The sequence below is a fragment of the Chlorogloeopsis sp. ULAP01 genome (genome assembly GCF_030381805.1).
Taxonomy (GTDB): Bacteria; Cyanobacteriota; Cyanobacteriia; order Cyanobacteriales; family Nostocaceae; genus Chlorogloeopsis.
Genome location: NZ_JAUDRH010000001.1, coordinates 442,827 through 465,735, shown reverse-complemented (window position 1 = coordinate 465,735; position 22,909 = coordinate 442,827). Strand labels below are relative to the sequence as shown.

General features: G+C 39.7%; 19 protein-coding genes, 1 tRNA gene and 1 pseudogene. 2 read left to right on the top strand and 19 right to left on the bottom strand.

Annotated features, from left to right (window positions below; all coding sequences use genetic code 11):
* Window positions 1-38 precede the first annotated feature (38 nt).
* The 3 genes from QUB80_RS02025 to pdhA form a co-directional block, all read right to left on the bottom strand.
* Window positions 39-110, bottom strand: a tRNA-Lys gene (locus QUB80_RS02025).
* A gap of 61 nt (window positions 111-171) precedes the next feature.
* Window positions 172-1,041 (bottom strand): aldose epimerase family protein, encoded by an 870-nt coding sequence (locus QUB80_RS02020; RefSeq protein WP_289787818.1) that lies wholly within the window; start codon window positions 1,039-1,041, stop codon window positions 172-174.
* Between the two features lie 83 nt (window positions 1,042-1,124).
* Complete coding sequence (gene pdhA / locus QUB80_RS02015; protein WP_289787817.1) at window positions 1,125-2,159, bottom strand: pyruvate dehydrogenase (acetyl-transferring) E1 component subunit alpha; 1,035 nt, start codon at window positions 2,157-2,159, stop codon at window positions 1,125-1,127.
* Window positions 2,160-2,730: 571 nt separating this feature from the next.
* Here pdhA and QUB80_RS02010 point away from each other — a divergent pair.
* Entirely contained in the window at window positions 2,731-5,076 is a 2,346-nt protein-coding gene (locus QUB80_RS02010) for an IMS domain-containing protein (protein WP_289787816.1), read from the top strand.
* 180 nt (window positions 5,077-5,256) lie between these two features.
* Here QUB80_RS02010 and QUB80_RS02005 read toward each other — a convergent pair whose 3' ends face one another.
* From QUB80_RS02005 to QUB80_RS01970, 8 genes are all read right to left on the bottom strand, one after another.
* On the bottom strand, window positions 5,257-5,448 hold the full coding sequence (locus tag QUB80_RS02005) for a hypothetical protein (protein WP_289787815.1): 192 nt from the start codon (window positions 5,446-5,448) through the stop codon (window positions 5,257-5,259).
* Between the two features lie 51 nt (window positions 5,449-5,499).
* Window positions 5,500-5,691 carry a hypothetical protein gene (locus tag QUB80_RS02000; protein WP_289787814.1) on the bottom strand — a complete coding sequence of 64 codons (192 nt, stop codon included), beginning with the start codon at window positions 5,689-5,691 and terminating at the stop codon, window positions 5,500-5,502.
* A gap of 57 nt (window positions 5,692-5,748) precedes the next feature.
* On the bottom strand, window positions 5,749-5,961 hold the full coding sequence (locus QUB80_RS01995) for a hypothetical protein (RefSeq protein WP_289787813.1): 213 nt from the start codon (window positions 5,959-5,961) through the stop codon (window positions 5,749-5,751).
* Window positions 5,943-6,296, bottom strand: a complete 354-nt coding sequence (locus tag QUB80_RS01990) for a hypothetical protein (protein WP_289787812.1) — start codon at window positions 6,294-6,296, stop codon at window positions 5,943-5,945. The genes QUB80_RS01995 and QUB80_RS01990 overlap by 19 nt, the downstream gene beginning before the upstream one ends.
* Window positions 6,297-6,319: 23 nt before the next feature.
* Entirely contained in the window at window positions 6,320-7,057 is a 738-nt protein-coding gene (locus QUB80_RS01985; RefSeq protein ID WP_289787811.1) for a tyrosine-type recombinase/integrase, read from the bottom strand.
* The gene (locus QUB80_RS01980) at window positions 7,044-7,346 is read right to left on the bottom strand and encodes a plasmid pRiA4b ORF-3 family protein (protein ID WP_289787810.1); all 303 of its coding nucleotides are present in this window, start codon (window positions 7,344-7,346) and stop codon (window positions 7,044-7,046) included. Before QUB80_RS01980 ends, QUB80_RS01985 begins: the two co-directional genes overlap by 14 nt.
* A gap of 74 nt (window positions 7,347-7,420) precedes the next feature.
* On the bottom strand, window positions 7,421-10,132 hold the full coding sequence (locus QUB80_RS01975; RefSeq protein ID WP_289787809.1) for a TonB-dependent siderophore receptor: 2,712 nt from the start codon (window positions 10,130-10,132) through the stop codon (window positions 7,421-7,423).
* 210 nt (window positions 10,133-10,342) lie between these two features.
* A complete protein-coding gene (locus tag QUB80_RS01970; RefSeq protein WP_502875269.1) occupies window positions 10,343-10,516 on the bottom strand; it encodes a hypothetical protein in 174 nt (57 codons plus the stop codon).
* On the opposite strand from QUB80_RS01970, the pseudogene QUB80_RS01965 reads away from it, so the two are divergent.
* A pseudogene (locus QUB80_RS01965) lies at window positions 10,511-11,309 on the top strand (ISLre2 family transposase); the annotation flags it as partial. The gene QUB80_RS01970 and the pseudogene QUB80_RS01965 overlap by 6 nt on opposite strands.
* A 281-nt stretch (window positions 11,310-11,590) precedes the next feature.
* On the opposite strand, the gene QUB80_RS01960 reads toward QUB80_RS01965, so the two are convergent.
* The 8 genes from QUB80_RS01960 to QUB80_RS01925 all read right to left on the bottom strand — a co-directional run bounded on the left by QUB80_RS01960 (window position 11,591) and on the right by QUB80_RS01925 (window position 22,901).
* Entirely contained in the window at window positions 11,591-12,664 is a 1,074-nt protein-coding gene (locus QUB80_RS01960) for an iron-siderophore ABC transporter substrate-binding protein (protein WP_289787808.1), read from the bottom strand.
* 418 nt (window positions 12,665-13,082) lie between these two features.
* Entirely contained in the window at window positions 13,083-13,241 is a 159-nt protein-coding gene (locus QUB80_RS35170) for an SDR family NAD(P)-dependent oxidoreductase (protein WP_502875274.1), read from the bottom strand.
* Between the two features lie 157 nt (window positions 13,242-13,398).
* Window positions 13,399-13,569: a hypothetical protein gene (locus QUB80_RS01950; RefSeq protein WP_289787807.1), complete on the bottom strand. Its 171-nt coding sequence runs from the start codon at window positions 13,567-13,569 to the stop codon at window positions 13,399-13,401.
* Between the two features lie 140 nt (window positions 13,570-13,709).
* A complete protein-coding gene (locus QUB80_RS01945; RefSeq protein ID WP_289787806.1) occupies window positions 13,710-15,074 on the bottom strand; it encodes an MATE family efflux transporter in 1,365 nt (454 codons plus the stop codon).
* A gap of 19 nt (window positions 15,075-15,093) precedes the next feature.
* Window positions 15,094-16,104, bottom strand: a complete 1,011-nt coding sequence (locus QUB80_RS01940; RefSeq protein WP_289787805.1) for a ferredoxin family protein — start codon at window positions 16,102-16,104, stop codon at window positions 15,094-15,096.
* 352 nt (window positions 16,105-16,456) lie between these two features.
* The gene (locus QUB80_RS01935) at window positions 16,457-17,347 is read right to left on the bottom strand and encodes an SDR family NAD(P)-dependent oxidoreductase (RefSeq protein ID WP_289787804.1); all 891 of its coding nucleotides are present in this window, start codon (window positions 17,345-17,347) and stop codon (window positions 16,457-16,459) included.
* 47 nt (window positions 17,348-17,394) lie between these two features.
* A complete protein-coding gene (locus QUB80_RS01930) occupies window positions 17,395-18,774 on the bottom strand; it encodes a cytochrome P450 (RefSeq protein WP_289787803.1) in 1,380 nt (459 codons plus the stop codon).
* Window positions 18,774-22,901, bottom strand: coding sequence for a non-ribosomal peptide synthetase (locus tag QUB80_RS01925; protein ID WP_289787802.1), 4,128 nt, complete (start codon window positions 22,899-22,901; stop codon window positions 18,774-18,776). Before QUB80_RS01925 ends, QUB80_RS01930 begins: the two co-directional genes overlap by 1 nt.
* Window positions 22,902-22,909 lie beyond the last annotated feature (8 nt).

Sequence of the window (22,909 nt, the reverse complement as noted above, 5' to 3'; positions counted from 1 at the left end):
AATTATAATTTTGGTTTGGTTTGTTTAGTTTCTTTATATGGGTCGCCTGGGATTCGAACCCAGAACTAATCGGTTAAAAGCCGAGTACTCTACCTTTGAGTTAGCGACCCGTTTAGCACTAATTTGCAACTTCACTACTATATCATAAACTTCTGTAGATTTGTAAAGGGGTTAGAAAAAATTTACTTTGAGGCGAATCATTGCTGAGTGACTAGCCCCTGGTTCTAGCACTGTCAGCATTTCACCTGTATTGATGGCGTTGCGGGGAGCGCTCCAAGGTTCGAGGCAATAAAAGTCTTTGCCTTTGACTGTCCAAAACACTAAGGTAGAGAAGAAATCGTCGTAGTCGAGAGTTAATTTCAACTTCCGGCTGTTGTCGGTGACAGTAGCCGATTTACGCTTGATTTGTTTAAATGCCACGTCGATTTCATCGCGGTTGAAATCAAAGTTACCGTCAGATGCATGAATTTTTTTTGTAATCTGGTTTTGGTACTCGGTAGAGGGAATTTCAAACTCTAGCTGAGTTTTGTCTGTAGTCAAAAAGTAAGGATGGAACCCTGCACTGAAGGGCATTGGTTGAGATGATTTGTTTGTGTAGTGCTGGTAAATTGTCAAGCTATTTCCTTTCATCTGGTAAGTAAAAGTCAGCCCAAAGTCAAAAGGATAAACTGCCTGTGTCTGCTCACTCGAATGGAGACTAGCTTGAAGGGAAACTCCTTGTTCAGAAATTGAACCAAAAGCTTGCCAAGACAAATCGCGGGCAAAGCCATGTTGTTTCAGGGTATACTGCTTGCCGTGATAAGTGTAAGTGTTATCTGGTAGATTTCCACAGATTGGAAATAGGATTGGAATGCCACCACGCACACTTAATTCCGGGTTGGCAAAGCGTTCCCGATCCAGATAGAGAATTTCTTGCCCTTGGACGCACCAGCGAGTGATGATACCGCCACGTTCTGGTACAACTTCTAGCAGAGAGTTGGTGGTGCGATCGCACAGAATAAAAGTTAAATATTGTCTCTGTTCTAGTGATATATCAAACACGACTTTTGAATGATGAATGATAAATGATGAATTATGAATTATGAAATTCTCTAGCATTCATAATCCATAATTCATAATTTCTACTAGTCTTCAGCAAATATGTAGCGATACAATTCGCTAGGGCTAGGTTCGGGACTAGTTTCGGCGAACTTGACTGCTTCGTCAATTTCTTGTTGAATTTGACGATCTATCTGTTTTAATTCTTGATCTGTTGCCAGATTTTGTTCTGTTAGATAAGCAGCAAATTTTTTGATTGGATCGCGGGCAAACCAATATTCTTTTTCGGTTTTGCTACGCAGTTCATCCGGATCGGCTAAAGAGTGACCCCGAAAACGATAGGTAAGTGCTTCAATTAATGTTGGCCCTTCACCTGCACGAGCACGGGCGACAGCCTCTTGAGCGACTGCACGCACCGCCATGACATCCATGCCGTCTACTTCCACACCCACCATATTAAATACGCTGGCTTTTTTGTAAATTTCTGGATCGGAAGTTGCTCGCTCGTGAGCCATACCAATAGCCCACTTATTATTCTCAACTACAAAAATGACAGGCAATTTCCACAGCGCTGCCATGTTTAACGTTTCAAAAAATTGACCATTGTTGCAAGCGCCATCGCCAAAAAAGCAAGCTGTAACTTGATCAGCATTTGGATCGCCTAGAACTTCACGGCGGTATTTACTTTGAAATGCTGCCCCTGCTGCGACGGGAATACCTTCAGCTACGAAAGCATAGCCACCTAGCAAACGATGTTCAGCAGAAAACATATGCATGGAACCGCCACGTCCTTTGCTACAACCCGTGGCTTTTCCAAAGAGTTCTGCCATGACTTCTTTTGCTGGTACTCCCGCACTTAAAGCATGTACGTGATCGCGGTAGGTGCTGCAAACAAAGTCTTCTCCAGGTCGCATCGCCCCTTGAATTATCCCAGTAGAGACTGCTTCTTGACCGTTGTAAAGGTGGACAAAACCAAACATTTTGCCCCTATAGTACATTTCAGCACACTTGTCTTCAAAGGTGCGCCCTAAAACCATATCTTTGTACAACCGCAACCCTTCTTCTTTTTTGATTTGCGCGGTAGTGACGTCAAATTTGGGTAAAGTGCGTTCTTGAACCATTATTTTTTTACTATCCCCGTAGTAACACTTAAAGTTACCATTTTAGATAAGTTGTATTCTTACAAAGAATCAACAATATCAAGCTATTGAGTGCATACTGTTTTATCTTGTGTCTTGAAGGGTAAGATAACCACCTTAGACCCTACAATACCAATCAGGATAACTTGCTTTCTGCATATTCATTAACAGATAAAAAATATAACCTAATTATGTCCATATTTTTCTATTAACTAATTGTCATAACAATATAATTATGTTATACTTCGGGTCGCTCACCAGCAGCAGCAAATCTATACAAACATGGTGCTTCTGTGACTGGATGCTGGAACAAGTTCCTCTGATTGATTTGCAGAAACGGTCAAACCGTATATTCTGGCAGGAAAACAATCTTAAGTTTCTGTTAGCACAACATGATTGGCATTGCCACAAGAAGGGCTGGACAGACTTAGGTGAACTTGTTGCAAAACACACTTGTAGTGTAAAACCAATCGGTTATTATTGTGGCACGGTTTTACATACCTGGAATTCTCTAGGAGAATTACGTCGATCAAGCTGCAGGGGAAGTTAAGCTGTGCGAATTCCGCTAGATTACTACCGAATTTTAGGGCTACCTTTGGCGGCAAGTGAAGAGCAATTGCGGCAGGCATACAGCGATCGCATGGTGCAACTGCCAAGACGCGAATATTCCCAGGCAGCAATTAACTCTCGCAAACAACTAATTGAAGAGGCTTACGTGGTTTTATCAGATCCAAAAGAGCGAAAAGCCTACGATCAAATTTATCTTGCCCATGCCTACGGTTCGGAAAGCGATCGCAATGCAGCCGTAGCAGTAGAGAACCGTGCCTTTAATAGTAATGGCAATCTTGACTCCCAAAATCTCAGCATCGAAATCAACCCAGAAGAATTTGTCGGTGCTTTACTACTGCTGCAAGAGTTAGGAGAATATGAACTTGTACTTAAACTAGGTCATCCATACCTAGTCAATAAAAACGGTACATTTTTGAGAGTCGGCTCCACTTCAGAAACTGACGAATTCGGTGAAGTCACAACTGAAAGGGCAGACATTGTTCTTACCATTGCTCTTGCCTGCCTAGAGGTTGGTCGAGAACAATGGCAACAAGGACATTACGAAAATGCTGCCGTTTCCTTAGAAACTGGTGATGAGTTATTGGCGCGGGAAGGTTTATTTTCCAATGTTCGGGCTGAAATTCAGTCTGATTTATACAGACTACGACCATATCGAATTTTAGAGTTAGTGGCGCTGCCGAAAGAAAAAGGTGCTGAACGCAGTCAAGGGTTACAACTATTACAAGAAATTTTAGATGAGCGTGGCGGTGTTGATGGCACAGGCGACGACCGATCTGGTCTCAGTGTAGATGACTTTTTGCGCTTTATCCAGCAACTGCGTAATTACTTAACGGTTGCTGAACAACACAAGTTATTTGAAGCAGAAAGCAAGCGTCCCTCTGCCGTCGCCACATACTTAGCTATTTATGCTCTAGTAGCACGTGGATTTACTCAACGTCAACCGGCTTTGATTCGTCAAGCCAAGCAAATGCTAGTGCGTTTGGGCAAGCGCCAAGACGTGCATTTAGAACAGTCACTGTGTGCTTTATTACTAGGACAAACCGAAGAAGCCACCCGTGCCTTAGAACTAAGTCAGGAGTATGAAGCCCTGGCTTTTATTCGAGAACATTCTCTCAACTCTCCAGACTTATTACCAGGGCTGTGTTTATACAGTGAGAATTGGTTGCAAAACGAAGTGTTTCCCCACTTCTGTGATTTAGTACAAGAGCGAGCTTCTCTCAAAGATTATTTTGCCGATCGCCGCGTTCAAGCATATTTAGAGCAACTACCAACAGATGCACAAACAAATGGTGAAGAAATTGGCATTAACCCGCCATCTGTTTCCCAGCCACAGGCACCTCGTCAGAATTACCGCAGTAACCCTAATGTAGTTCATCGCCGATTTCCTCAGGATGGAAGAACTGAACCAAGAGTTCCGCAAACACCATACAATAGACCAAGTTATTCACAATACTCGTCATCTCAATTTTCGGCATCATCTACTGATGCTGGATCTGAGGGTACAAATTTAGAAATGCCCGTACTACCCTCCGAGAATAGCGATCGTAACCTCAGAGGCGCTAACTATTACGTAAACGGTGCAGAGCCATCTGTTGCATATCGGCGATCGCAACCTCCAGTCAAGCGCAGACGCAGTCCATATGCTAGCCCAGGAGGACGTACTTCAGATCAACGTCCAATAACTGGGCGTCGGCGGCGGTATTTTGCTGTTAGTGCAAAAGCAAAAACGCGGTTGATGTGGATGGTTTTGATTGGTGTGACAGGAATAGTAGTTTTATGGCTTTTGATTTCAACAGCTTTGGGATGGTTGCATAATCTATTGTCACCAGCGCCTACTTTACAAGGTGAACAATTGGTCTTACAACTGAATGAGCCTATTCTACCTATTCCAGATCGTAATAGTAAGACAATATTTCCAGAAGGCCCTTTGACAGAAGTCACGGCACGAGAAGTGATTCAAAGTTGGTTGTCAACTAAAGCTGCCGCCTTGGGGCCAAATCATGAAATTGATAGTTTAAAAGAAATTTTAGTAGGTTCGGCTCTGTCTCAATGGCAGCAAGTTGCTCAACAGGAACAAGCAGAAAATCGCTATCGCAAGTATGAACATCGGCTGAAAGTGGAATCTTTAGAAACTAGTCCAACCGATAAGAATTATGCTGCTGTTCAAGCTTCTGTGACTGAAGCAGCCCAATTTTATGAAAATGGTCAAATAAATCAACGCAAGTCTTACAACGAAACAGTGCGAGTTAGGTATAGTTTGGTTCGTCAAGGGAACGGTTGGCGTATTCGTGAAATGTCAGTCATAAATAAAGTTAGTACAATTCTTTAACAGTTGTTATTAGTCATTGATATTAGTAGAAACGCAGAGGAACGCTGAGTTTCTTTCAACGCTACAGGATAAATTGCGTTACCATAACCGCAAATGTGTTGAGATGTTTTACCAGCCGTGATGCGTAAAGCCCCCGTGCTTCCAGCCGGGGTGCGACCCGTTCGCCAGAAATGAGTAATATTACTCAAGGATTGGTGGCGAGAAGTACACAAGGAATGTTTGACATTCCAAATCTGTACCTTGACAACTTGTTATTCGTGTAGGTGCAATTCCTACTCCTTGTGGTGACAAGGTAACAGTATATCCCCTATCTGGGCGACTGATTATCAAACGGGTAAAGCGGTGATAAACGGTGGTAACTGGAAGTCTCATCCAGAATCCCATCTAACATAGTTGATCATGGATAGCGCAAGCGAAGTCACATTAACCCGTCGTAAAAGACGAACTGGCTAAATGAGACTGATAAGCCAGACCAAAAAGGTAACGATTAACCGAGGTTGCTACCACTGGTGTAACAACTATCACCCTCACAGTATAATCCGGCGGACAGTGACATCCTAAAATCAACGCCAAACGAATAACAGGAACGGGATAACCTTCTATTTCTGCTCTCAAACAATGGTTGATTGTTTGAGTAGGTATCAACCGGATGCACTTAGAAGGAAGGATTGGCTAAGAAGCAAACGCCTTTAGTACCCTCTCCCCCTGTCCCACTTCCCCCTCACATGAAATGCGATCGCCCACAGCATAATTAGAACCTTTACTGCTGACTAACCACAGTAGATTGGGGTCTAGTTGTTGGAGTGGTGTTTTACCTGAAGGTAGGTTGAGGATAGTAGCTGATTTGGTGGCGACGATCGCCTTTTCTAATAAATCATCTCGCAAGTCTTTCCCCGGCGTTGTAGTTCTGCTCCCAATAGGTCGTAAATTTCAATTAGGCTACAGTGGTTGCGGAAATAGACAGCGAATGATGGTGAGGGGATGGGGTGATGAGGGGATGGGGTGAAATTATTCTCCCCACTTCTCAATCTCCCCACCTGTGCATTGTCGCGAAGCAACTCTTTCTCCCTATCTCCCCACCTCCTCACCTCCTCATCTTCCTCCAGCAGTGCTAAAAAATCTGCCGCTTTCAGGGTGAGGCAAAGATTTTCATCACAAGCGATCACTGTTTCGCAAGCAACGCCACGTAGAGAGCGATTTTTTTCGGGGGAGATGGGCAAGAATTAAGCAAGGGGTTTAAACATCAATCATCCCAAAGACCTTGAAACTTGGTAAATGTAAGTTTGGTGTAACGAACGGTATGCTGAATATTTTTATGCCCCAAGTAGCTCTGAATTGTTCGGGTATCAATGCCTCGATTCGCCAGATAATAACCTGTTCCATGCCGCAGCATATGAGCATGAATAGGGAAAGGAAAACCAGCTAATTCACCAGCCCGTTCAACAATGCCAGCGATCATATCATGTGCCAACGGGCGGCCACGTCGAGAAGACTGGAAAATGTAGGGACTAACAGGATAATCTCGTTGCAGCTGACGGAGAGAGCGAATCTCCAGACCGGAAAGTGGTTGAACCGAGGGCGTACCTTTTTTGACTCGCTTCACGTAAACTGTACCACCATTCCAATCTATTTGCTCCCAGCGCAGAGGTGGCATCTCTGCCACTCGCAAACCGTGGCGGTAGATCAACAAAATTAGGGTTGAGTCTCGATGAGCGTAGCGACCCTTAGACTTTTTGATAGCTGACTGCATCAACTCAACATTGCCAGGTATATCACCTTCGTCCACAATGTCACTTAACCGAGAAGCTATATATCTTACTGAGTATTCCTGCTTTTGTGCCATGAACTCCCACGAGCCACCACAGTCTTCTGGAGGACAAGCGCGTTTACCATCAATGCACACTGGATAAAAGCAATTTGATTTGGGAGTGAGAATTGCTTCGACCCGAATTTGATGCTGCCAGTTATCACGCCTGGTCATATTCGTATAAAAAACGCTCTCGCATTCGCCAGCCAAAATCTGATAACTTCACTTCTTTTGGAGTGTCAGAAAACTCCATTCCACCAATTTTTGCAATCCCGTAATGCTTACCGTGAATTACAAAGCGATGTAGATGGGAATCAGTCCATCCCATTACTATCTGGATGATGTAGTGCAAATCGGCGATTGTACTGTCGCTCTTGATTTTGACTCTACGCCAAATCATGGGACTGATGCCCAGGATAAAAATCTGAAGCTGGTAAATAACAAGTTGCTCAGAATCGCTCATTGGGTCATCTTACCGCATTGCCAGTCCCATCTCCCCCGAAAAAAATCGCTCTCGACGATAGGCCGTAAAATTATTTAAAACTCCCAATAAATTGTACCTGAGATGGTAAACGGATCGCCTCGCAACACGGAATCTCTACCTGTAACAGAAACAAAATAGTTTGTATCAAACAAGTTTTTCACGTTCAATGCAAGTCTGAGCCGATCTCGTCGGTAAAAAATGCTAGCATCGGTGCGGAGATAACTAGGTACTTCAAATGAATTGTCTAAATCTCCAGCGCGATCGCCAATATAAAATAGCCCTAAGCCAAACCCCAAACCTCTTAGATCTCCCGATTGGAATTCGTAAGTTGTCCAGATATTAAAGCTATGTTCGGGGGCATTAGTCAAACGATTACCAGACGCATAAATATTATCTTCAACAATTTCTGCATCCGTATAAGCATAGCCAGCAAAAATTTTCCACCCTGGTAAAACTTCTCCAGCAATATCAAATTCAATACCTCGACTACGTTGTTCACCAGTTTGAATCGAAAAGCGGTCATCATTAGGATCTGGAGTCAACAGGTTAGAACGTGTCAAGTCATAAAGAGAAAGAGTTGTTGAAAGCAGGTCATTCAACTCTGCCTTAATCCCAACTTCATACTGAGTACCTCGTTCTGGTTGAAATAGACTACCATCCGCAGCCCTGCCCTCTGTAGGGTTAAAAGACTCACTATAACTGGCGTACAGCGAAATGGGAGGAATTGGTTGATAGACAATTCCAACACGCGGTGTAAACGCATCACCCGCTTGAATTTCTGTTGTATTGTCTAAAGAATTGCGATTTGTTTGTGTGAATAAATCAAATCGACCACCTAGCAAAAGCTTGAAGTTTTCCGCAAATTTAATCTGATCTTGAATATAGATGCCCAGTGTGTCTGTTAAAACAGAACCATCCTCAAATACAGTATCAATTCGACTGACAATTGGCTGACGATAGACAGGATTATAAATATCAAGTGGGGTTAGATTCGCTAGATCGATGCCGAAATTGTTAAAATTATCAAATCGACTCATATTTACACCGAACAATAACTGATGTTCAATTGAGCCAGTAGAAAAGCGTCCCGATATATCTGTTGTCAGGTTATAAATATTAGAATCGCTCTCTGAACTATAAGTAACACGATTTGCAGTGCGGCCATCAGCGTCAAGACCGAGAAAAAACGATTGATCGTTATCAGAATAACGCTCAAAGGTGACGCGAAAATCATTTCGCAATGACCAGTTTTCGCTAAATCGATGCTCTAAGCGATACCCCAGCCTTGTGGTTTCGCTTTGAGTATCACCTTCTGGTTCATAGACTGTGCGATTGCGAGGAATCCGACGCCCATCAGGGCCAGGTAACACTGTACCCACGGCTGGTAAGACAACAACTGACCGAGAATCAATTGTTCTATTGGAATATTCACCCTCAAAGATCAAGGTTGTATTTTTGCTGAGTGCTGCGCTAATTGCCGGTGCTATAAAAAATGACCTATTACTAATAAAATCAATGTAACTGCCAGAATTTTGATAGGCCAAATTGAGACGATAAAGTAACGTCTTCGGATCATTCAAAGGCCCAGTGAAGTCAATATTTCCTCGATATAATGAATAATTCCCAACTGTGGCTTCTACCTCATAAAAAGGGGTTGCTAGGGGCTGTTTGGTGACGATATTCACTGTGCCACCTGGGTTGCCTAAACCGTATAGTACTGAAGCTGGCCCTTTGAGAACTTCTACCCTTTCAACATTGTATAAATCTCTAGTTTCTGCCAGAGTACGATCTGGCAGCCCGTTATTGAGGACGTTACTACTAAAAATCTCAAAGCCTCGAATTGTAAAAGAATCTCCTCTGTCGCTAGATCCCCTCGTAGAGTTAACACCAGTCACATTTCTCAACGCATCACCTAAACGAGTAGCTCGTTGCTCTCGCAGGACTTCTTGGGGAACAACCTGAATTGATTGGGGAATATCGCGCAGTGGTGTGTCGGTTCTAGTTCCTACAGAAGCATTGGGGACACGATACTCATCCCGTTCTCCCGTGACTGTCAACTCTATCGGCTCATCTGGCTGTGCAGCTGGTTGCTCTTGCGGAGTCTCCGGTACTGGCTGTTCTTCGGTTGGCGGTGTTATTGGTAACTGAGTTGTACTTGCAATAGAGGCTATCTCAAAAACTAGCCCAGCATTATCATCAAATAACTCAACTACAGGTAAAGCCTGCTCACCTACCACCGTTATCCGCACAGTATTCGCGTCAACATTGGCGACGGTAATTTCTGTAATTCCTTCTATGGGTTTCTCGGAACGAAATGTAAAAGCTTCACCCGACGGTAAACGTAACTGCCCGCCAGTGATATCTGCAATAAAATTATTAGCACTACTGCGATTTGTGACTTGTAGCTTTTCCCCAAGAGTCGTTTCTAAAATTATCTCTACACCTTTTTCGGTGGAATTAGCTTTTACTGCCGTAATTGATATAACTTGATCCTCACTCCTTGGTTCTGGATTAGGAGGCGTGGTTAGTGTTGGTGTCTGTACTAGTATTTGCGCGTTAGCTGCTGAAAAGTCAATTTCGTCGAGTTGGGGAATGTTTTTACTTGCTTGATCAGACTTTATTGTTTGCGGTGAAGGAGATTTCACCTGGGTAAAAGATTCGCCTTGCACATCTTCTCGTACTTCCTCGCTTTTCGCAGGAATGCTAATAAAAAGAACAACTGTAGCTGTCAGCAGCAAGCTTTGAAACAATTTATCTAACTTCATTGATTCTGATTACACTCAATCACACTACTTGGTTGTACCTGAAAACACAACGACAAACTTTGAAAAAAATTGTCATTTACTTGGAATTAGTTGAATTATATTATGAAGTGATAAGAGACACAAGATAAATAATAATTTTTTTCATTAAGTATTCTGCCCGTCCAAGTTCCCGTTTGAGGTGCGTTTCGTAAAATTGTTGTAGCTTTATCATTAAATAGAGCTTTCATTCGCAACAAGCTCTATTTTGGCTTGAAACATTAAAGTGCGAACTGCATAATGGCTTAAAAGCCAACCGTAGACTTCTTGAACAACTTCACGGGGTTTGAGAGAGCGAATAGGAGTTTTACGCCCATTGAGATGAGTTTTTAATTCATCAATAGACATCGGATTAATAAAAAAGGTAAACGTAAACTAAAAACGAATCGTCTAGGATTTACTGGAGAATGGGTTGAGCCAAAATTGTTAACTATTTATGTGGTAGATGAGCATGGTAAAAAAATTAGGACATCATCAATTCCTATTACCAATGACGGCACCTATTCGGGTTATGAATATTTTCTAAATATTTTAGATTCTAAATATTTTAGAAATGTATTTAGTTGATTTAGGGATCAGTCAAGCTAAACAGGTATTGTTTATTGCTGATGGCGCTAAATGGATATGGAAACATATTCCGCCTTTATTGGAAAAAGTAAAATGTCCATCTGCCACTTATCAATTATTAGATTTTTACCACGCTGCATCACATTTACAAGACTTTGCCGATGCTGCTTTTGGCACAGATAATGAACGACAATCATGGTTTAAAAAAGCACGTAAAGCTTTAAAAAAAGGTCAAGCTTTAGAATTAATGAGGAACATGGGTGAATTTATTTCCGACGCTACTGGAGAGCGTTGTAAAATTTTGGTGCGAGAGCGTAATTATATTCTCAAAGCTTACCGCAGACGGCTATTAAACTATCAGTTAGTTGCAGCACATCAGTTACCACTTGGTAGTGGTGCAGTTGAAAGTTTAATTCGTCAAGCTGTTAACTTACGTATGACAGGAAACAGTAAGTTTTGGCTTCAAGATAACGCAGAGGTTATGTTACATCTGCGATGTCAATGGTGCGCTTGTAGTTGGGACAATTTTTGTAACTCTATTTTTAATTCTTTCCTTAACCCCAGCAGTGCTTGAACAATTTTATACATCAGTTTGCTCATCTGGAACTTTTTGTGATCATTAATACTTAGTATTAAAGCTAAATTATTACCAAATTACCCACCAGTAATCTTTTTGAAATAACTCATCAAGATTAATTCTCGTACTTTTCAGTGTGTTTTATGTGATAAAATTAACTTTTTATTCAAATGTATATTTTAGCGATCGCTCCTTTCAAGTCCAACTTTAGAAAATCGCGTTGCTCCCCTTTCCCCTTTTCAAGCAATACGGTTCAGCGAGCGCCATTCGGTGATGATTTAAGATGTTTTGACTAAATATTTGTAGAGATCATCAATTATTCTATTAGCTCCCATCGCCCCCCCGACAGTCCAATTTACCTTGTATACCTGTTGATTTTGAACAGCTTTCAGTTTTGACCAAATAGGCTTTTGTAAGAAAGATAAGAAATCAGGATTTGCTGATTTAAAATCTTGACTCAAGTGTTCTGTCATAATAAATAAAATATCTGCATCGTATTCGGGTAAAACTTCAATACTTAAAGTTAACTCAATTTGTTTTTGATTTTTCTGAATTAGTTGTAACCCAACGTCACTAAGAATTTGCCCATAAGTAATAAAATCTGGTTTGTAGCTATAGAAAATATCCGCCGCACCCACAAGATGAATTACAGATATTGTTTTTGTTGCTAATTTTTCCCCTAATTGCTCCCGTAATTTTTGGATGCGGTTTTGATACTGATTCAGGAGTTCTTCGGCGCGATCGCTCTTTCCTAACACCTGGGCTACATATCGTAGTCTTTCTTTAAAATTGTACATGGTGGTAAAATCGATTAGTACAGTAGGTGCGATGCTGGAAAGCAGTTCATAAGAACTTTTAAGCCATGTTAACCCTAAAATTAAATCTGGTTTTAAACTGAGAATTTTTTCTAGGGAAGGCTGAGTTCCAATGTTTCCCACCACTGGAACATCAGCAAGTAAATCGTTGGGTATACCTCTAAATTTTTCCTCACATTCCCGACAATCAACAACACCAACTGGCTTGATACCCAACGCCAGTACAGAATCGAGAACTATATTTTCTTCTAATACAACAACTCGCTGCGGTTTCAGGGGAACTTCAACTTCACCTAAAGTATTACTAACGGTTCTTGTTTCTATTTGACTGTTTTGTTGCTGGGGTGTGTTGTAGTTACAAGCTGCGATCGCTAAAACCACAACTATTGTCAGCAAGAATGGTAAAAATCTATAATTACGCGAAATCTGCCGAGGTTTCCACAGGAGGCTCCACCTAGAAAAAACGGTCTTGACAACCCGAACAAGCTGAATAAAAGTCAACAGGCAAATATCTTTAATAAAAAGTAATATTAGCATAATTGTTATTAGACTTGCCCGAAATATTAACTTAGAAAAAGAAAAATGGTAAAACATTAAATTGAGCATTTACCATTTTTCTGAATTAGGTATGGTTTTTGATTATATCGAGAAATATCCACATAGAACAAAACAAATTTTAGGGATTAGTTACGAGCAACTACAATCATTATTAAATTGTACCAGACAACACCATTAGGAAATTAAAACTGAACAAGAGAAATGAAAAATAAGAATTTATGCGGCTGCTAGTGGTCGTCCAGAGAAATTGCTAATCCAGGAACAAATATGTTTATGTTTATTTTATTTCTCCCGGTTCGCCCATTTTTTCGGGAGTTAGAAAATAGATTCCTCCACCAGGACTAGCTGTAAAGCAAGCAATTGATGAAATATTAAAGATGTGTCCGCTACGTTGCTGTCACATATGTGGTACAACTGCCCGTAGCATTTCTAGTACTCCAAAAAAGTTTGTTTCAAACATCCGGCGAACTGCTTTGTCGCTAATTTCTTCAATGACTCCAGCAATTTCACATCCAGCATTATTGACGAGTACATCAATGCGTCCAAACTTAGCAATTGCTTGTCTTACAGTCTCCTTGACCTCATCGGGTTTGGTGACATCAAGTTGTACAGCTTAAAGTCTGATACTGTTTCACTTTAAGATTGATACAAATGGACAGCAGGGGGCAGGAAGCTCTTAGCAGGGGGAAAGATTTAAAGACCAATCATTTGTATCAGGCATTTCGTGAAATGGTATGACTCGAAAATTTTGCTGCCAAATCTTCTAGTTGCTGTGGATTGCGTGCTCCACGCTCAAGCACTGTTTCTACTAATACTCGACCAAGATTACTAGAGCAACCAGTAATCAACCAGATTCTTGTTTGAGAAATAGATGAGGATACCATGATAATTCTCCATTTCTAGAAAGTTGTAAGTATTAACCAGAGTTGTTAGATAGTAAATTTTGCTAAAATGCAAAATTTTTCTAGATGTTATAGACACTCAAATGAGTACCTCCCTTATTAATTAGGATTATTGATTTGGCTCATTCAACTTTTAAGGAACTTAAATACTGAAATTCTAAAAAGGTTAAGACAAACACAATTAACATAAATAAAATATCTGCCAAAAGTATTCCACAATAAATACCTCTGACAGCGTAAATTTTCGACAATAGAATTATTATTGGCACATTTAAAACTATAGTTCTTAGTAAGAGTACTACCAACACTGTTGTACCCTTACCTATAGATTGAAAAAGAGTATTACTAAAGAATGCCAAAGGCCAAATTGGGATTAATATACTGAGAATTCTAAAGTTTATGACATCATCTTCTGTAAAATTTACACCAGACAAAATCAGACCCAAGAATATCCTTGGAGATAATTGTAGAGCCAGCCAAATTAATATTAATAAAATAGTGGCAATGATAGCAAAAGTTAAGTATGCTTTTTTGATTCTTTGATAATTTTTCGCTCCATAATTCATGCCAATGATTGGTTGTAATGCTTGGGCAAAACCAAATATTGGAATAAATACTAATGCGTTTAATTTTGCAGTTGTACCCACAAAAGCAATATCATTATTTGTGCCATAGTAAGAAAGTGAGTTGAAAATTACAAAGTCTTGTAGTAATTCCAGAATTGGATAAAACAGTGATGATATTCCTACTGAAAAAATTTCAGGTAGTAAATCTATGGCGATCGCTAACTTTTGATAATTCACTGGTATCGAGCTTTTACCAGTAAAGAAATAAGTTAAATTGACACTAGTAGAAACAACCATCGCCAGAACTGTTGCAAGGGCAATTCCTTCTATACCCCAACGGAAAACACTAATAAATAAAGTATTTAATAAAATATTAAAAATAATAAAAACTAAATCAAATATAGTTGATAGTCTAAGTTTGCCTTCTGATTTGATGATCTGGCTAGAAGCTCCTCCTAAGATATAAAATACTGCACCTAATATATAAGTTTTAAAATATGCCGTGCCAGCAGAAGCAACTTCATCACTGCCTCCCATAAATACAATCAATCTCTCACTAAAACTATAGCCAAGGGCTGTGATTGCCAACGCGATCGCGATACCCATAACTATGAAATTGCCAAATATTTTTGACTGAGTTTTGAGATTTCCAGAACCAATGGCTTGGCTAAGAACAGCACCAGAACCAACCCCAACTAAGACAGAAAAACCTTCAACTATACCAGTAAATGGTAGTGCAAGAGTAATACCAGCTAGAGCAGTTTCACCAAGAAATCTTCCTGCAAATAAAGCATCCAGAAAATTATTTAAGCTAAACATTAGTATTCCCAAAGTACTGGGAATTGATAATTTAAATGCCAGCCTCACAAGATTGCCTTGCAGGATTTCATTTGTGATTTGAGATTGTTGTTGTGTAGTCATTGTTTTTGACTTTGATGATTTAATCAACCTGAATTAAATGGCTAACACGATACTGCTTCACTGCTGTTAGTTGCATTTCTGTTGCCGAACTCAATGCACTCATAACTTGACCACAAACTTCGACTCTGGCTTGATAGCCTCCAGATAAACTGCCATCTGGCGCAACATAATTAATACGTACTTCCGCCCAATCAGCATCTTCTACCAGCACTTGTCCAGCTTTCCAATAGTCCAGCCAATTCCAACCCAATTGCATCCAAATTTCCCGCTCGGCAATTTGCTCAAATTTGCTTAAGCCTGACCATCCTCGGTAGAATTGACGCAGCCCAAAAGGAGAATCATTTCTATTTACAAGTAAATCAAGGGCTTCCGGTTCAAAATGTCCCCAAAAGCACCCTTGGGGTAAGTCAGCTAAGGTAGGGGCGAATTGATGACCGCCAAAGTGAGTAGTTTGCCACACCCTTAACTTACCGTTGGAAACAGGAGCATATTCTTTGCGTAATCGCCGATATAAAGGTGAGCCAAATCGACCACAGGCCAAATCTACTTGAGCATGAGTGCAAACCATCAGTTCACGAATGTGACTAGTTTGTTGCTCATACTGCTGAAACTTTGATAAATCATTGGGCTGTTGCATCAATTGCTGGAGTATTGCTGTGACTAACGCAGTTACTTGCTCATCTGGAACAACAAACTCTTGCTTTTCAAATTGAGAAAATAGTTTGGCAGGACGATAGTAGTAAAGTATGCGGGTGAAGCCAAGTTGGGAGTACTCGCGGTCAGGAGCAATTACCATTGGTCGAAGTTTAATCTCATATTGCTCAAAGACCTCATAAAACAAGCCTAATAATGGCTGGATTTTTGGATGTTCCTCATAAAAGGCTTGGGGCCAAGGCTGAGGAATTTCTATAATCAGCCAATAGTCACAAGTTTCTGCTGTACCAATTGGGTCTTCTTTGTTAGCTTTAGATACCAAGGAGCAAAAACGACATTCAGCGACGGAAAGTATATTGCTCTGTTGAGTTTGCATATTTAATTAATAATTTATCTTGTATACAGGTGAGTTATACCATTTTGGATTATTAATACTGTTCAGTTAAGGTTATTTATTATGTTTTTGAATCTGTAGAGATTTTGCATTACAACTTCTCTACAAGATTATCGTTAGGCTAATTATCTTATCTGAACTGTACTATGTTAATACCAATTTGCAAAAAGAATGGAATAGAAAATGTTTATCTTCCAAGAATTCCTGTTCCCACTCTATTTTTTTAATCCAACATCAAGCTTCATATTCTTTCTTAGCTGTCCAAAAAGAATATTGTCATAAAAATATTGGTGTGGTAAGCTGATCAACATCTAGTTTGCATATTGAAATGAGACTAAACTCTTGTAGGGCAGACATCTTGCCTGCCCATGTTATGCAAGTTAAATGTGGAACAGCTTAGTAATCTTTTTGCTAGGTAAAAAAGCTGCTCTTCTAACATTCCCAAGAAAGAACTTGAGATAAAATATTGTCTTTTTGATTTACGAGCTTCTAAGACTTTTAAGATGACATCTGCAAATATTTCGCATGGCAAACCATTATGGTTTCCGTGTTTAATTTCTTGTAGATCCGTTCTACAATATTTATCATACAAAGCTTTGGTTTCTGGCGACATATTGGCATAAGTTATTTCATAGCTTTCCTTGACTTTTTTATAAATATCTGTCTTAAATGCACCAGACAAAATAGAGGAAACTTCAATCCCAGAAGAACATAATTCTGTGCGTAAAGAATCTGTAAATGACTCTAGAGCAAATTTTGAAGCGGATAAAAGTCCAAAGTATGGCAGGGCTATTTTCCCACAACTAGCACTAATGTTGATAATGCGGCCTTTAGCTTTTCGCAGCATTGGTAGAAATGCTTGGGTAACAGCAATATGCCCGATAATACCTACTTCAAAATTTAATCTCACATCCTCTATGGGAACACACTCTAAAGGCCCATAGGTTATACCGCATGGATTGTTAACTAATCCGAATAGTCCTTGTTCGCCGACTGCTAATGAAACAAATTCAGATGCGGCTTGAATTTGTGCTTGATTTGTAATATCTAGGATGATGGGAGTGAGCATTCCAGATGCTTCTTGTTTTAGGGATTCAGCATCTTTTTCTGTACGGACTCCAGTAAAGACTTGGTATCCTTTTTGGTCTAGTAAAAGTGCAGTAGCTCGACCAATTCCCGCAGAGGTTCCTGTTATTAATATTGCACCTTTTGTACTTTTTGTCATAACTAATTACTCGATAATTAAATTGATTAAAAAATTATATTTCCAGGCTAAAATAAGCCAGAAGCAAGTGGCTGTGATTGTTTTTGCTGTTGACGTTGACTTTGTATAAGCATCTTTACACCACTAGCAGGATAAGCAAGCAGACCGCCAAATTTGGGACGTTCTGGTTGTTGACTCACTAAAGTTAATTGATAATTTGAAAGGATAGTTGCTAATACCAGCTTCATTTCAAATAAGGCAAAACTTCCCCCAATACAAACACGAGAACCACCGCCGAAAGGCAGAAATTCGTAGGGAGAAAATTGTTTTTCTAAAAAGCGTTCTGGCTGAAATTCTTTGGGTTGAGGATATAAATCTTCGCGCTGATGTGTGGAATAAATATTTGCAATTAGTATTGTACCAGGAGGCAACTCATAGCCCATCACTTCCACTGAAGACTCTACCAATCGAGGAAATGTAAATAACTGAGTTGGGTAAATTCGTAAAACTTCGTGACAAACGGCACTGAGGTAGGGTAAAGCAATAATGTTCATGGGGTCTGGGTTTTCCCCAAGACTATTGAGTTCTGATAGTAGGCGATCGCGGACTCTCGGTAAACGGTGAATCCAATATAATGCCCAAGTAATTGCTGTAGCGGAAGCATCACCAGCCGCAAAAATCGGCGATAGTAACAAATCGCGCACTTCTTCATTACTTAATAATTCGCCTGTTTCATCAGCAGCAAATATCAGATCGCTCAACATATCAATGCGTGAAGAATCTGCTTGCGATCGCCTCTGTTGAACTTCAGTATCGAGAAATTGAAAAATCTCTTGTCGGAGGTGAAGCAGATACCCTTGCGGACTCCATCGACCTAAATTTAGTGTTCCTAAAGGTATTTTGGTCAGCAGTTGGAAAAGTTTCGATTGCTCGGATTTGAACATCGAAAAAAATAAATATTTGACTTTTTCATAGCGTTGTCCTTCCTGTAATCCCAGCACAACTTCTATCCCGATTGATAGAGTAATTTCTTCTACGATTGGATAAGCGACAAAAGGTTTTCCAATCACCTGTTGCTCAAGAATTTTTTGCGTAAGTTCGCAGATCCTTCGTCCACAAGCTTGCATCCGTGTTCCATGAAGAGCTTGCATTAACAGCTTACGGCGATTTTTGTGAACGAAACCATCCAGTTGTAGAATTCCTCGCTCTCCTGTGAACAAAGCAAAATCTTCGTTCAATGTCCCAGATGCAGTAATTTCTTTAGTGTTAGTAAAAATTTGCTTGATACCTAAAGGATTACTCACATAAATCATTGGCGTAGAACCAAACATTATCGTCACTATGTCACCATAATGTTGGTAATTAGCATCCATATAAGCAAAGGGGTTAGCTTCAAATTGGAGAGCTAGTACCCAAACTGGAATTTTTGGGCCAGGTGGTAGTTTCATCAGTCTTTTTTACTTCCATGATTATTTACAGCATGATCAATATGCACTCTCAAATTTCTAGCCAACTCCTGAATATAAGGTTCTATAAAAATTGAAAAATGATCGCCGGGAATTTCAATCATTTGTATAGGTTGATGAGCAAATTTTCCCCAACCTAAGAATGGATCATCTGTATTCCACTCTGGATTTTCAAAATCGTGCAATATTGCTTCATTAGCTCGAAATAAAGTTATCTGGTCTGAATAAACTTCTGGCACATAATTTCGCATCGCTTGCACGTGAGCTTTAAACAGTTGATAATGGCGCAGAAAATCGTTAATTTCTGTATCGCTAAACAGAAAGTTAGCTTTTTGATTAATTAAATGCAGTTGCTCTGTTAATGATAAATTTCGCAGTTCAGCAAAAGGTACAGAAAAATCTATATTGTTATCAGTTTTTATAGATTCAGCGATGCGGAGTAAAAATTTTGCATCGTCATCATCTGTAGATTCGATAGGTGTTTCGGAAATTATGGCATCGATAATCACTAATAAACTTACTGTTTGACCTTGTTTTTGCAATTGTTGTGCAATTTCAAAAGCCAGTACGCCACCATAACAATGACCACCTAAAAGATAAGGGCCATTTGGTTGTACTTTCTGAATTTCTTGCAGATATCGAGTTGCTGTTTCTTCTACTGTGAGAATTTTTGGTTTGTCTTGTTCTAAGCTATCTTCCAAAGCATAAAATTGATAATCTTCGCCAAGCCTTCTAGATAAGTTAAAGTAGTGACTAATCCCGCCACCAGCACCATGAATACAGAAAAAAGGTGTCTTAGAACCAGTGGAGTTAATTGCTACTAAAGGAGAATGAGAACTCTGACGAGATGGTTGACTAACAATAATTGCTAGTTTTTCAATTGTGGGGTTTTCAAACAGAGTAGATAGGGGAAGATTATGGTCGAATCTATCGTGAATTTGAGCCATTAAGCGGACAGCCAAAAACGAATGTCCACCCAAGTCAAAGAAATTATCTGTCACTCCAATTGGGTTAACATTGAGAAGATTTTCCCAAAGTTTTACTAATGATAATTCTGTAAAATTTCTTGGAGCAACGAAGGATTGATGAGTTTTGGCTCGAATAACTTCATTATTTGGTAGAGAGCACTTGTCTATTTTACCATTCGGTGTCAAGGGTAGTTTATCCAGGACAATAAAAGCCGAAGGTAGCATATAATTAGGCAATTTCTGCTGTAGAACTGGCAGTAATTGTGTAGCTATATCCAATTTATCTGTGACGACATATGCAATTAACCGGGGATTTTCTTGAGTATCATTACTAGCAATGACCACAGCGTCTTCCACATCTGGATGTTGTGTGATCGCAGCCGCAATTTCACTTAATTCCACTCGAAAGCCGCGAATTTTTACTTGCTCATCTCGGCGACCAAAATACTCAATATTGCCATCGGGAAGATAACGTCCAATATCCCCAGTTTTATAAAGTTTTTTTCCAGAAATATAGGGATGATCGATAAATCTTTCTTGAGTTAATTCCAGACGATTCAAATAACCCTTGGCTAACCCATCACCAGCAATATAAATCTCACCATAAACTCCTATGGGTGTTAATTGCAAATGACGATTTAAAATACATATCTGAGTGTTATCAATCGGACAACCAATAGGAACAATATTTGCTATCTCTGACAACAAACTGGTGTCATAATAAGTAGCATTTGCAGAAACTTCCGATGAGCCATAAAGGTTAATTAGTTTCGCCGATCGCATCAATTCTCGGAACTTTTGCGCTAACTTTAAAGATAGTTTTTCCCCGCTAGTTATCCAAATTTTTAAGTGCGATAATTTCTGAGCCAGATAACTGTAATTATCTAAAATTAGGCGAAGTAACGAGGGAACAAGTATAATCCGAGTGACTTTGTAATCTGCCAAAGCTTCGATAAATAACTGCGGATCTTGGACAGTAGCATTACTAATAATTACTGTCGGAGTTCCTTGGAGTAAAGGAGCAAAAATCTCCCATATAGAATCGACAAAACTAATAGCTGTTTTTTGACAACAAACTTCTTCTGGGATAAAAGGATAAGTTTTCCATAACCAGTGTAAGCCGTTGACTGTTCCACGATGTGTGCCAAGCACACCTTTAGGAGTACCAGTTGAGCCAGAAGTGTAGATAATATAAGCGAGATGATCGGCTTTTGCAGTGTGAATAGGATTTTCTAGATTTTGTTGAGCAATTTCATCTTTATGGATATCTAAGCAAACAATTTTATCTGCTGATAAAGATAGTTTTTCTAATATCTCTTGCTTCGTTAGGAACAAAAATGCTTGCGAATCGCCAAGCATAAAATTCAGACGCTCAACTGGATAACTTGGATCTAAAGGAATATATGCACCACCAGCTTTGAGAATAGCTAATATTCCTATTACCATGTCTATGGAACGTTCCAGACATAGAGCAACTAGCGTTTCGTTCGTGACACCTTGTTTTTGTAAATAATGTGCAAGTTGATTAACTTTGTAGTTAAGTTGACGATAGGTTAGTTTTTCCGATTGACTAATTAATGCTAAAGCCTCAGGAGTGAGTTCAGCTTGTTGCTCAAATAATTGATGTAAAGTTGCATTTTGCGGATAATCTGTACAAGTTTGATTAAACTTAAATAATAGTTGTTCTTGCTCAGAAACGTTTAGTGGAGATAATTCACTCAATCGCAGATCTGGATTAGCAACGATGTTTGTCAGCAACGTTTGAAAATTGTTGATTAGTTGGGTAATTGTTGTTAAATCAAAAATATCTGTATTGTATTCCAAACACCCTGTTAATCCCTCTGAAAATTCAGACACAGAGAGGAAAATATCTAGTTGCGCTGTACCGCTATCAAACTCTAAAGTCTGCAAAGTTAAACCAGAGATTTCTTGCACATTTGTGGGAGTATTTTGCAGCACAAACATGACTTCATAAAGTGGATTTCGGCTTAAATCACGTTCGGGTTGCAATTTTTCTACAAGCATTTCAAAAGGTAAATCTTGATGTGCATAAGCATCGAGAGTTACCTCACGTACACGATGGAGAAATTCACGGAAGCTGGGATTACCACTCAGGTTATTACGTAAGATTAAAGTATTGACAAATAAACCCAACATTCCTTCTAATTCGGCTCGATTGCGGTTAGCAATAGGAGAACCAATTAAGATGTCTTCTTGGTCGGTGTAGTAATACAATAAGATATTAAATGCCGCCAGCAAACTCATAAATAAAGTAGCGTCTGCTTGCTGACTTAATTGTTTTAAAGCATCTGTCAGAGATTTGGATAAGTGAAAATATTGTTTAGCACCAGTAAAAGATGTAACATTAGGTCGCGGACGGTCTGTAGGTAATTGGAGTATGGGTAGCTCACCCTGGAGTTGTTGTTTCCAATAATTTAACTGGGTTTCTAAAAATTTACCTTGAATGCGATCGCGTTGCCAAATGGCAAAATCCGCATACTGGATGGGGAGTTCCGTTAAGGGTCTTTGCGTAGTGTCTCGCACAGAAGGTTGATTTGTCGAGAAAGCCGCATATAGTGTTGACAACTCCCGCAGGAAGACATCACAAGACCAGCCATCTGTAATAATGTGGTGCATGGTGACAAGCAAAACTTGTTCTGCTTCACTCAAGCACAGTAAATTTGCTCTGACTAAAAGTCCTTGAGCTAAATTAAAAGGTTTTTTAGCTAACTCTGCTACAAGTTGCTTAACATCTGCTTCCCAATTTTTAGCAGATAAATGTTCCAAATGAATAATCTCTAAATCCCAAGTTGATGGTGCTGTAATTTTCTGACATAGTTCGCCATTGACAACCAAAAAATTTGTCCGCCACACTTCATGACGCTGGAGAATTTCATTCAGACTCTGTTGCAATGCTGTAATATTTAATTTTCCTTTAATATACCAAGCGATGGGAATATTGTAGAAAGAACTACCGTGATAAAGTTGGTCAATAAACCATAGTCTTTGCTGCGAGAAAGATAAAGGAATATTTTCTGATATTTGACGTTTGGGAATAGTATCAGCTTGAAATTTTCCTCCCCTCCATTTTTTCAGCAAGGCTTTTTTTGCAGATGATAAATTAGAATATTGTTTATCCATAGCTAATT